This window comes from Kluyvera sp. EC_51, from assembly GCF_019584505.1.
In the GTDB taxonomy this organism is placed as follows: Bacteria; Pseudomonadota; Gammaproteobacteria; order Enterobacterales; family Enterobacteriaceae; genus Kluyvera; species Kluyvera sichuanensis.
The window spans coordinates 1-11,069 of sequence record NZ_VDAG01000117.1; the positions used below are offsets into that span (position 1 = coordinate 1).

Annotated in this window: 10 protein-coding genes and 3 pseudogenes; 4 read left to right on the forward strand and 9 right to left on the reverse strand. The window is 50.4% G+C overall.

Annotation, left to right across the window (positions count from 1 at the left end):
- The coding region (locus FHC49_RS24830; RefSeq protein ID WP_097491765.1) for an IS1 family transposase at window positions 1-58 on the reverse strand (58 nt) is incomplete at its 3' end.
- 52 nt (window positions 59-110) lie between these two features.
- Between FHC49_RS24830 and FHC49_RS23050 the strand changes: the two are divergent.
- The 3 genes and pseudogenes from FHC49_RS23050 to FHC49_RS23060 form a co-directional block, all read left to right on the forward strand.
- Window positions 111-455 (forward strand): annotated as a pseudogene (locus FHC49_RS23050) (DUF4113 domain-containing protein); the annotation flags it as partial.
- A gap of 78 nt (window positions 456-533) precedes the next feature.
- The gene (locus FHC49_RS23055; protein ID WP_023320082.1) at window positions 534-779 is read left to right on the forward strand and encodes a hypothetical protein; all 246 of its coding nucleotides are present in this window, start codon (window positions 534-536) and stop codon (window positions 777-779) included.
- 53 nt (window positions 780-832) lie between these two features.
- Entirely contained in the window at window positions 833-1,138 is a 306-nt protein-coding gene (locus FHC49_RS23060) for a hypothetical protein (RefSeq protein WP_220440941.1), read from the forward strand.
- A gap of 981 nt (window positions 1,139-2,119) precedes the next feature.
- Here FHC49_RS23060 and FHC49_RS23065 read toward each other — a convergent pair.
- Together FHC49_RS23065 and sopA are read right to left on the reverse strand one after the other, a co-directional pair.
- On the reverse strand, window positions 2,120-3,091 hold the full coding sequence (locus FHC49_RS23065; protein WP_220440942.1) for a ParB/RepB/Spo0J family plasmid partition protein: 972 nt from the start codon (window positions 3,089-3,091) through the stop codon (window positions 2,120-2,122).
- The gene (sopA, locus tag FHC49_RS23070) at window positions 3,091-4,257 is read right to left on the reverse strand and encodes a plasmid-partitioning protein SopA (RefSeq protein ID WP_000523812.1); all 1,167 of its coding nucleotides are present in this window, start codon (window positions 4,255-4,257) and stop codon (window positions 3,091-3,093) included. The genes FHC49_RS23065 and sopA overlap by 1 nt, the downstream gene beginning before the upstream one ends.
- A 750-nt stretch (window positions 4,258-5,007) precedes the next feature.
- Between sopA and FHC49_RS23075 the strand changes: the two genes are divergently transcribed.
- Window positions 5,008-6,018, forward strand: coding sequence for a RepB family plasmid replication initiator protein (locus FHC49_RS23075; RefSeq protein ID WP_220440943.1), 1,011 nt, complete (start codon window positions 5,008-5,010; stop codon window positions 6,016-6,018).
- A gap of 697 nt (window positions 6,019-6,715) precedes the next feature.
- Here FHC49_RS23075 and FHC49_RS23080 read toward each other — a convergent pair.
- The 6 genes and pseudogenes from FHC49_RS23080 to FHC49_RS23105 form a co-directional block, all read right to left on the reverse strand.
- Entirely contained in the window at window positions 6,716-7,456 is a 741-nt protein-coding gene (locus FHC49_RS23080) for a tyrosine-type recombinase/integrase (protein ID WP_220440944.1), read from the reverse strand.
- A 419-nt stretch (window positions 7,457-7,875) separates the two neighbouring features.
- Window positions 7,876-8,573 (reverse strand): IS1 family transposase gene (locus FHC49_RS23085; RefSeq protein ID WP_370631788.1). Its coding sequence is split into 2 segments (ribosomal slippage): window positions 7,876-8,324 and window positions 8,324-8,573, totalling 699 coding nucleotides; the frame shifts between segments, so codons are not numbered across the junction.
- Between the two features lie 33 nt (window positions 8,574-8,606).
- The gene (locus FHC49_RS23090; protein WP_255581454.1) at window positions 8,607-9,200 is read right to left on the reverse strand and encodes a hypothetical protein; all 594 of its coding nucleotides are present in this window, start codon (window positions 9,198-9,200) and stop codon (window positions 8,607-8,609) included.
- Between the two features lie 33 nt (window positions 9,201-9,233).
- Window positions 9,234-10,127, reverse strand: a pseudogene (locus FHC49_RS23095) (IS3 family transposase); the annotation flags it as partial.
- 12 nt (window positions 10,128-10,139) lie between these two features.
- Window positions 10,140-10,955: pseudogene (locus FHC49_RS23100) on the reverse strand (IS30-like element IS30 family transposase); the annotation flags it as partial.
- Window positions 10,956-10,971: 16 nt separating this feature from the next.
- The coding region (locus tag FHC49_RS23105) for an IS1 family transposase (RefSeq protein WP_000851394.1) at window positions 10,972-11,069 on the reverse strand (98 nt) is incomplete at its 5' end.

The following is an 11,069-nucleotide window of genomic DNA, read 5'->3' on the forward strand; positions in this document are numbered from 1 at the left end:
TACGCACCACCCCGTCAGTAGCTGAACAGGAGGGACAGCTGATAGAAACAGAAGCCACTGGAGCACCTCAAAAACACCATCATACACTAAATCAGTAAGTTGGCAGCATCACCGAGAAACTGAACACCCCTACCCGTGACACCCGGGACATTATAGCGGCAGCGGTCAGGTCTCTGGGCAGGATCTGGCTCGATGGCCACCGCTACGCAAAAGCGGGGATAATGCTCAATGATTTCAGCCCGAACGGCGTTGCACAGCTGAATCTGTTCGATGACGTGCAGCCACGGCCGCACAGCGATGCGCTGATGAAGGTGCTCGACGGTATTAATCATTCCGGACTCGGGAAAGTCTGGTTTGCCGGACGGGGTATTGCGCCGGACTGGCAGATGAAACGGGAGATGCTGTCACCGGCATATACCACCCGCTGGAAGGAGCTGCCGGTTGCCCGTTTCTGACCGTTGAAATGACAGAAGGGACTTGCCGCCAGAGCTTACTTTACCGATCATACAGATGACTTGTCTCAGGGGGGAACCATGACAAACATCATTCTGTGTGATGTGACTGCCAGCGTCAGCGAACTTAAAAACGATCCGGTGGCCACCGCCAGTGCCGGCTACCCGGTCGCGATTATTGACCGCAACCGCCCTGTTTTTTATTGTGTGCCCGCGGCTCTGTATGAACAAATGCTCGATGCGCTGGACGAAAAAGACCTGGTGCAATTGATCACAGAACGTCAAAACCAGCCGCTGCGTGAAGTGGATCTCAATCAGTATCTGTGATGTGCTCCGGTGCGAGGAGCAAGGAATGTATTAAATCAATGTTAAGGAACAATATGGGTAGCAAAATCGCAGGTGTGGTTTTCTTATTCTTCACTGTCTGGGGAATGGCTTCAGTGATTGAATTGCAGTACTGGCGTAACCCTGATACCTATCCTGTCTGGCTGACAAAACATCTCCGGATCTCTCCCGAAAATAACGAAAAGAGCCTGATAAGGATAGGAATGGAAACCTTTAACAAGGTATGTGGTGATAACAGGGGCCTCCTTGCCGTCACCCAAAAACAAAACGGTATGTTTATGCGCTGTGATGATTCCCCCGGATTTTTTTCATGGTTCAGCGGCGTTTACAAAGTCAGTTAATCAGATAACGTGTTGGACTTTCAATATGTTACCCATACGGTTATCCCCCGTTACTGTGGATAATCAATATATTGTGTCTCAGACAGCTGCTTTTTCTACCATATGTTGTGTCCCTGATATCCCCTCGGACGGCGTGACAAACGACATCACACTGGAGACGCTGATGACGGGACCATGTTCATCCAGGGTCGTAAGAACGGCCGGGACTGGTTACCGGCCGGACGAAGGACCGGCCAACGCGCAGCGGCGGCAGCTGGTTTTAAAAATGCTGGCGGAAATTTAAAATTAAGCCGCACACCCCGCGAAATTTTGCAAATTTCACTCAACATGCTTCGTTCAGATCCCAACAGAGCTTTCACCATCACCTGTAATAGCCGCCCTGCTGCGTGATTACTCCGCTCAACAGGTTGCTGGCGACAAGCCAATACCTGTTCGTGACAGGCATTGCTTAACCGTTGTCCCAAACTAATAATGTGCCGACGATGCAGGTGGGACCGTGGTCCCAGGCAGATTACCTGACCGACGATGCAGGTGGGACCGTGGTCCCAGGCAGATTACCTGACCGACGACGCAGGTGGGACAGTGGTCCCAGGCAGATAAGCTGACCGATGACGCAGGTGGGACCGTGGTCCCAGGCAGATTACCTGACCGATGACGCAGGTGGGACCGTGGTCCCAGACAGATTACCTGACCGGCGATGCAGGTGGGACCGTGGTCCCAGACAGATAAGCTGACCGATGACGCAGGTGGGACCGTGGTCCCAGACAGATAAGCTGACCGATGACGCAGGTGGGACCGTGGTCCCAGGGAGATAACCTGACCGGCGATGCAGGTGGGACCGTGGTCCAAGGCAGATAAGCTGACAGATGACGCAGGTGGGACCGTGGTCCCAGAGAGAATATTCAGGCCAGTTATGTTTTCTGGCCTGTGAGAAAGGAAATGAAGTAAAGGGAGATCACCGTAGACTAAAGCGTGTCCGCATCAGACTCCTGGTTTCTCAAGCTCCTTAAGAATGGCTTCTATTTTCTCTATACACTCCGCAGGAATGCGGGACTTATCCAGGTTAAGCACCATTTTATCGCCCTTATACAATGCTGTTGCCCCTGGAGCAAACTGATGACGTGAGCTCAGATTAACTCTTGATGTGGGAGATTGTTTCAGTACGGATGTTAAAAGACTAATGACCTCTTCAGCTTCAAAGATTAGTCCCGCTTTCTTCTGATCGTGGAGAGTCTCAGCCTGCTGCTTCAGTAATTCTTCTTTATCTGCAAAAGCCTTCTGAAGGGCTTCACCTGACCGGGCAGACAGTTCTCCAGGATGTGCAAACAGGGCAACAACGGATTTAGGCAGTTTGGCCGTATTAATACAGCGGGTAATGATCTTACGAGAAATGTTTTCCGCATCGGCAAGCGCAGAAATATTTCCTGCAAACTCATTCTGCAGCCGGCTTGTATAACGCAGGCCACGTTCATAAGCACTCGTCGGCCGATAATCGTTACCCAGTCGGGACAATGCAGCCATCTGCTCATCGTCCAGTTCACCAACCAGAACGCGATAATCACTTTCCGTCAGGATTGCGGCTTTACGGCGACGGCTGCCGTCTGCAATTTCTATGACATCAGAAACCCGGCGGCCGAAAGCTGGAGTCTGCTGACCGGTCAGTAAAAATGAAGGAATGAGATCATCCAGAGCATCTTCGGTAAGTAGTTCCTGATCGCGCTCATTGCCTGACCATACGCGTGAAGCGCTCTCAACAGAGTCTCCCCGGAGCACCTCAAGGGTAAATTTTACTTCCCGTCCACTTACCGGAAGAGAGATTGCATTACCGCGGGCCATAGCACCCACGCGCGCAATTAATGAATCCACCATCGGCGCGGCCGGCGCCGGTGATGAAGTATCTTCAGTCGATTGAGTATGTGTGGTATGTCTTGGAATGACAGGAGCACGCTTCATTATCTAATCTCCCAGCGTGGTTTAATCAGACGATCAAAAATCTCATTGCAAACAGGCTCCCAGATAGAGAGTGCATTACGCCAGGCACCGGTTGAAGAACGTTGATCAATAGCCTGTTCAAAAACGGTTCTCATACGGATCTGACCTTTGCCGACTTCATCCGTTTCGCGCACAACATTTTTAAGGACCATGCTTCCCCAGGCATCCCGAATTTGTTCTTCCATCCACGGGGACTGCGAGCCATTATTATTACTGTATTTGGTAAGCAGAATACGGACATCTGGCTCGAAGCCTTTAAGATCCACGTTCTTAAGCAGGTCACGAAGCATATCGAAAAACTGCAGTGCGGAGGTGTAGTCGAACAGCTCTGCCGGAGTAGGGACAATCAGAACATCAGCAGCGCATACAACATTTATCGTACCGATACCAAGGTTGGGTGCGCTGTCGATAACTATCACGTCATAATCATGAGCGACAGTTTCAATAGCCAGACGGAGCATCAGGTGCGGGTCAGCAGGTAATTTGCCTTCGTCAAATTTCCCCATCAGCTCGGTTTCAATGCGGTGCAGTGCCAGACAGGACGGGATGATATCAAGGCCAGGCCAGCAGGTGGGCTTTATAGCGTAGCTGGCGTCATCCTTTTCCCCAAGATAAAAGGGCAGGAGAGTGTCCTCAGCATGAATATGAAGATCGGGCACCCATCCGTGATACATAGAAGCAGTTCCCTGTGGGTCATTGCCTTCAACAAGCAGAACACGGAGTCCTTTCAGAGCAAGATCCTGAGCCAGGTGAACGGATACTGAGGTTTTGTAAACACCACCTTTGTGAGCTGCAACGCCAATCACCGGCGGAAACGCATCTTCAGCACGGCGCAGTCGTGTACCAAATACATCCCGCATGTGATTGATTTGTTCGATGGTATAACCAACGCGTTGCTCAACTCTCCCACGGGTTTCCATATCAGGGTGCGGCAGCCGGCCAGCTTTCTCGGCATCCCTGATAGCCTGAGATGACACGCCAACTAAATCTGCCGCTTCACCAATCCTCCAGCGCCGGGTTATTTTCCGGGCTTCCGGACTGTCATCATTAAACTGTGCAATGGCGATTGCTTTCGTCATTTCATGACCAGCACTTATGCACTGGTTGAGTGTATCCATGAGTCCCATACTGAACATCCTTTAATCATCACTTTGCATTATTTTATTAAATCTTGGAATTTATTGCAAAGCAACAATAAAATCGCAAAGTGCACGAAAAAGTGCAAAGTGAACCACACTGGGTAATGAAAGAACGCAGGGGATTACAAAAGAGTACATACCGCAGTCAATATTAATCACTGCCGCTCGCCGCAGTAAGCGATCTCACACAGTGAGAAAGCGGCGAGGAAGCGGAAAATCACAGAATTCACAGATTGCACGTACGTCGGGTTGCTAAAGATGGCTCGGGATCAGCCAGTTATAATGAAATTGACTGCGGTATGTAATATATTGACTATGGTATGATGCTTACCGCATCTGTGTCGAGGAAGAGGAAAGACGACTCAGCATACCGCAGTCAATGTTTCATTGTTGTACCTGTAGATCTCAATCTTCCAGAGCGTATTCAGGAAAATAAGGCCAGGGTTCTGGATATTTGGTGTGGCGCTTCCGGGCTTGTATCTGGGTTATTCATGGTCTCGATCCAATAATTGATCCCAAGGAGATCATAATGAGATCCAAAAGAGATCCCCGGATCGCTCCAGCATGCGCTGTAACTGGCTTTAACGTCTGTCTGGATCGACTGTGGAATGTAAAATGTTGACTGTTATATGCATAATCTAATACTGTGATATGCAACGGTATTTACTGAGGTATGTATATCCGTTGACTGCGATACGTATTACTACATCCTTTTGTGGATAACCGTTGAGGATCAAGATGACGAGCGAAAATAACAGCTTACTTCTGAACCTTCAGGAGGTTGATAAGACAACCGGTGAAGTTGTTAAGCTGGATGTCAACAGCACCAGTACCGTGCAGCCAGTAGCGCTCATGAGACTCGGTCTCTTCGTCCCAACTCTGAAATCAACAGGGAAGAGCAAGGCGAACCGGAAAAACGTTACAGACGCGACTGAGGAGCTTGTACAGCTGTCCATTGCCAAAAGCGAAGGATACACTGACGTTAAGATCACCGGTTCGCGTCTTGATATGGACACGGATTTTAAAGTCTGGCTGGGGATAATTCGCTCCATGTCGGAGTATGGGGTAAAAAGTGACACCCTGGAACTGTCGTTCGTCGAATTCGTTAAGATGTGCGGATTTGACTCCCGTCGTTCAAACAAAAAAATGCGCGATCGCATCAGTAATTCCCTGTTTAAACTCGCCTCGGTTACGCTGAAGTTCCAGAGCGAGACCAAAGGATGGACCACCCATCTGGTGCAGTCAGCCTATTATGACATCAACGAGGATATCGTTGAGATCAAGGCTGAACCTAAGCTGTTTGAGCTTTACCACATGGACAGAAGGGTACTGCTGCGGCTGAAAGCCATTGACGCCCTGCAGCGCAAGGAATCAGCCCAGGCGCTTTATACCTACATCGAAAGTCTTCCCCAGAATCCTGCACCTATTTCCATGAAACGGATGCGTGACCGGCTGAATCTCACCTCAAATGTCTATACGCAGAACCACACGGTGCGTAAGGCGATGGAGCAGCTGCGGGATATTGGTTATCTGGATTACACTGAGTTTAAACGTGGCCGAGCCACCTATTTCAGCGTGCATTATCGCAACCCCAAACTCATCAGTGGTCCTGTGAAGGTTCCGCGCAAAGAGGAAGAAGAGAAGGAGCCAGAGCAAAATTATGACGAAGTCATTAAGGCGCTGAAGGCTGCTGGCATCGATCCCCTTAAACTGGCCGAAGCTCTCTCAGCGATGAAGCCAGAAAATTGACTGCGATATGCATAACATGACTGCCGGATGCCGCTAAGGACATTCCATTGACTGTGATATGCATCACGCATACCGCAGTCAATATGTGTTCTCCATCATGTCTGCCATGATCGAACAATATTGACTGTCATATGTGATTTCAGGCCGTGATACGCAGATATTGACTACGGTATGCGGGTTTAACGGCGATATTCCCAGGTCTGTGCACTGCTCCACACGTGTTAACATGCCACAGTCAATTTTTCAGTAAAGCTCTATACCCCTTACGAAAATCTCAATCGGATGCTGAGACGGTCATGTTACCTGACGGTATCCGTTCCCCTGTGTATTGCAGGTTTAGCCCGGCAGGATGAGACTGCAGCTGTCTGTATAACCCGGCGCCAGCTTCACACTGCTAAATGCGAACAGGAGACCGATGGCAGAAGGGAGTGAGCCACAGGGGTGAATGACTTTCGCAATTAACGGGATGATTCACTGGACTTTCAGGAAACAATACACTGTGGGATGAACGGCCTGTGTCCTGTCTTGTCTGCGGTATGTCGATGCCTGCAGGCTTGCAGGTCACCGTGCAAGACCACGGCTGTTCAGTCATCCGAATGATGTCCTGGTGTGCTGGAGCAGGGAGGGGCACTGAATGTGCTCTGCTCCTGTATTTCGTATTAGCGGAATACAGGACGTCATGCCAGGGCCGTCAATCTCAGCCGGCCGGGGGCAGGGAGCGAAGGATCTCCGCGGCATCTCGCCCATCACCGGTAAAGGGAACGGCCAGGGTGGAAGCCATGTCCAGCGCAAATACCCGGGTATAGACTTCCATCGAGCGCGGATCCTTATGCCCGGCCAGTGCCTGGATGACCTTCCTGGGCTGCCGGTGATAAAGCATGTGCATAATATAGCTGTGACGGAAAGTATGCGGCGTCACGGGGATCGAAAAATGCACGCCGTCAGCTTCAGCCCGCTTCACCGCCTGTTTCAGCCAGTTGCGCATTGTCTCATCCGTGACCGGCCATAACGGCTCACGCCGGCGGGGGCGGGTGGTGACCATCCAGCTTTCCATCTGACGCACAAAACTGGCATCCGTCAGCGGTACCAGACGCACTTCATCTTTTGGCGGCCGGCCACGACGTGCCCGCACTTTTTCCGACAGCACCCGAACAAAAGGGCGCAGACCATCCAGGTCGAACGATTCCGGGGTGAGCGTCCGGGCTTCACCGATACGGATCCCGGTATTCCACATGGTGGCGAACAACATGTGGTGACGCTGGTCAGGCATATACCAGAGGAGGGCGCTCACTTCCGGCGCCAGGAGGTAAGCCGGCGTGGCACCTGTTGAGGTGGCCATCCGCCGGAGTGCCACCGCGGTCGCAAAATCAACGCCCGGGGCGATCGGCAGCAGGGAGACGCGTTCTGGTGAATTCTGCAAGGGAATGATGCTGTTCATGAGTTATTTTTCACGTAGCGCACGCACTGTTTATGGATACAGGTATTTTGCACCTGACGGGCCGATCCTGCCATGACAATAAATCGCAGCGCGCGGATCCTTTTGTTGTCTTATCCCGCATTATTGCGGGTAAAACCAAATACGTAAAGGATCCTTTTTCTGCTCAGATCCTCCATGAAGCCAGTAATGACGCGGGTTGATGGCTGTTTTACGGTTTTTGGGAGAATTGGGGTAATGCCAGGACAGACAGGATCAGGGCAAAAGACAGGGGGACTGGAAGAGGAAAGGAAGGCGCGCTACGTGAATTCTGACCTGGTACACCCCTGTGACCCTGTCAGAATTCACGCAGCGCAATGTGGTTGCTGACTACTGCCAGTTGAGATGACGGCCGGCATCCTGATGCTGGTAATGACTCCAACTTACTGATAGTGTTTTATGTTCAGATAATGCCCGATGACCTTGTCATGCAGCTCCACCGATTTTGAGAACGACAGTGACTTCCGTCCCAGCCTTGCCAGATGTTGTCTCAGATTCAGGTTATGTCGCTCAATGCGCTGAGTGTAACGCTTGCTGATAACGTGCAGCTTTCCCTTCAGGCGGGGTTCATACAGCGGCCAGCCATCCGTCATCCATACCACGACCCCAAAGGCCGACAGCAGGCTCAGAAGACGCTCCAGTGTGGCCAGAGTGCGTTCACCGAAGACGTGCGCCACAACCGTCCTCCGTATCCTGTCATACGCGTAAAACAGCCAGCGCTGACGTGATTTAGCACCGACGTAGCCCCACTGTTCGTCCATTTCAGCGCAGACAATCACATCACTGCCCGGTTGTATGCGCGAGGTTACCGACTGCGGCCTGAGTTTTTTAAGTGACGTAAAACCGTGTTGAGGCCAACGCCCATAATGCGTGCACTGGCGCGACATCCGACGCCATTCATGGCCATATCAATGATTTTCTGGTGCGTATCGGGCTGAGAGGCGGTGTAAGTGAACTGTAGTTGCCATGTTTTACGGCAATGAGAGCAGAGATAGCGCTGATGTCCGGCAGTGCTTTTGCCGTTACGCACCACGCTTTCAGTAGTGGAGCAGGAAGGACATCTGATGGAAATGGAAGCCACGCAAGCACTTTAAAATCACCATCATACACTAAATCAGTAAGTTGGCAGCATTACCATCGATGTGGACCCCCTGAATGTACTATTAGCATCCCCTCTATTACGAAGTGCATCAGAGACATTGGATGTCAGAGAGGTTTTACCTGCAACCAATAAGTCCCCGCCTGTATTTTCGATAACAGCCCCATAAAGACCGCCAGTCCTCGTTGCAGTCAGGTTTCCATCTATCTGAAGTGAGTTACGTTTTCCCCCTGCATCTGTACCAGAAAAGATAAAAATACTCCGAGTACTGCCCAGAGCATTCCCATTAACTGTTAAATCTCCTTTTGCATGAACCGTTGCTCCAGCTCCAGGGATCGAACCGCCACTATTGACTCCTCCCACGGCAAGCGTATAAACGGCAGCAACACCCTTACTACTGATTACAGTTCCAGGTAAGAAATTAAGAACAGAACCTGACCCGCTCGCATAAGCGGTATTATTCCCTATATATGACGTACCGCTGTTATCGCAGGTACTACCTTCGGTGGCACTATCTACGCCGTTTGGGCCAGCTGCACCATCCACACATGCAGCCCATACTTGTCCCGTACACAGGATGGCAGAAAAAGTTATTAATTTTTTTAACATTTATATTCCAAGATATGAATCGCCACAGATAATCTAGACACTTCCGAGCCGTTGATAATACTGGTTTTCATATTCTGTCGGTGACATCTGATCGCTAGAACCATGCCGACGTTTACTGTTATAAAACATTTCGATGTAATCAAAAATATCGCTGCGGGCTTCTTCCCGCGTTCCGTAGATCTTTTTCTTTATCCGTTCGCGTTTCAACAACTGGAAAAAGCTTTCTGCAACCGCATTATCATGGCAGTTACCGCGACGGCTCATGCTGCCCTCCAGGCCGTGTGATTTCAGGAACGACTGCCATTCATGGCTTGTGTACTGACTGCCCTGATCCGAATGAACCAGCACCTGTTTTTGGGGGTTACGCCGCCATACAGCCATCAGCAGTGCGTTCAGGACAATGTCTTTTGTCATCCGGGATTGCATGGACCAGCCGATAATTTTGCGTGAGAACAGATCAACAACCACGGCAAGATACAGCCAGCCTTCGTGGGTCCTGATGTAGGTTATGTCCGTTACCCAACGTTCATCCGGAGCATCCGGATTGAACTGTCGCTGAAGCCTGTTGGGCGACACGATACTGGCCTCGCCTTTACGAGCCCGCGGGCTCCGGTATCCGACCTGAGCCTTTATGCCGACACGTTTCATCAGTAGCCAGACTCTGTTCACTCCGCACTGTTGCCCGCTGTCCCGCAGATCCAGATGGATTTTGCGATAACCATAGACGCATCCCGATTCCAGCCAGAACTGTTTAATCTGTCCTGTCAGTCTCAGGTCTGCCTGATGGCGTTGTGAATGCGGCTGCTGAAGCCAGGCGTAAAAACCACTGGGATGAACATCCAGCACCCGACAGAGCAGGCGAACAGGACAGCAACAGGTGTTGTCACGGATAAAGGCGTACCTCAGTCGGACAGCTTTGCGAAGTACGCCGCTGTAGATTCAATCTGTCAATGCAACACCCCTTTCAATTATCTCTTTCGGTGTTTTGAACTTCAGTGTCTTTCTCGGTCTGTTGTTTAGCTGAGCAGCAACCAGATCTAGTTCATGTTGAGTATATTGGGCAAGACATGTCTTTTTAGGAAAGTACTGCCGAATTAGCCCATTTGTGTTCTCATTTGTTCCCCGCTGCCAAGGACTCTGAGGATCGCAGAAGTAAACTTTAACGCCGGTGCTGACAGTAAATTCTAGATGTCTGGCCAGTTCCATTCCTCTGTCCCATGTCAGTGATTTTCTGAGTTCTGACGGTAAACTCAGGAATTTGTCGGTAAGAGCCTGATTTACTGAGACAGAATCTTTGCCCCTGAGTCTAAGGATGATCGTATAACGTGATTTTCGGTCTACAAGTGTGGCTATATGAGAGTTTTTTGTACCTGAGACTAAATCGCCCTCCCAATGCCCCAGAGAGCGTCTGTTATCGATATTTCGGGAACGTTCGTGAATTGGTGTTCCGTTCACTATGTTAATCGTACCTCTTTCGCCTTTGCGGGTATGACGCCTGCCATGGCGAAGGCTATGCGACCGTCGCAGATGCTGTATATTCAGGTGGTGTAGCGCTTCGCGGCTACGAAAGTACAGCGTTTTATAAATTGTCTCAGGTGATATTCGCAGCGTTTTTTGACGTGGTTTTGTTCGCCTTAACCATCCTGATATTTGCTCTGGAGACCATTTCATCTCCAGCTTTTCCAGAACAAGCTTTCGCAATGGTAAATTTTGATCCAGTAAGCACGGTTTTGGCCTTTTCGCCATTCTGTTGGCTGGTAATGACTCCAACTTATTGATAGTGTTTTATGTTCAGATAATGCCCGATGACTTTGTCATGCAGCTCCACCGATTTTGAGAACGACAGCGACTTCCGTCCCAGCCGTGCCA

What these genes read in the sequence shown, in the direction of transcription:
- FHC49_RS23055 (WP_023320082.1), top strand. Translation starts at nt 534, where the DNA reads ATGACAAACATCATTCTGTGTGATGTGACTGCCAGCGTCAGCGAACTT.
- FHC49_RS23060 (WP_220440941.1), top strand. Translation starts at nt 833, where the DNA reads ATGGGTAGCAAAATCGCAGGTGTGGTTTTCTTATTCTTCACTGTCTGG.
- FHC49_RS23065 (WP_220440942.1), bottom strand. Translation starts at nt 3,091, where the DNA reads ATGAAGCGTGCTCCTGTCATTCCAAGACATACCACACATACTCAATCG.
- sopA (WP_000523812.1), bottom strand. Translation starts at nt 4,257, where the DNA reads ATGGGACTCATGGATACACTCAACCAGTGCATAAGTGCTGGTCATGAA.
- FHC49_RS23075 (WP_220440943.1), top strand. Translation starts at nt 5,008, where the DNA reads ATGACGAGCGAAAATAACAGCTTACTTCTGAACCTTCAGGAGGTTGAT.
- FHC49_RS23080 (WP_220440944.1), bottom strand. Translation starts at nt 7,456, where the DNA reads ATGAACAGCATCATTCCCTTGCAGAATTCACCAGAACGCGTCTCCCTG.
- FHC49_RS23090 (WP_255581454.1), bottom strand. Translation starts at nt 9,200, where the DNA reads ATGTTAAAAAAATTAATAACTTTTTCTGCCATCCTGTGTACGGGACAA.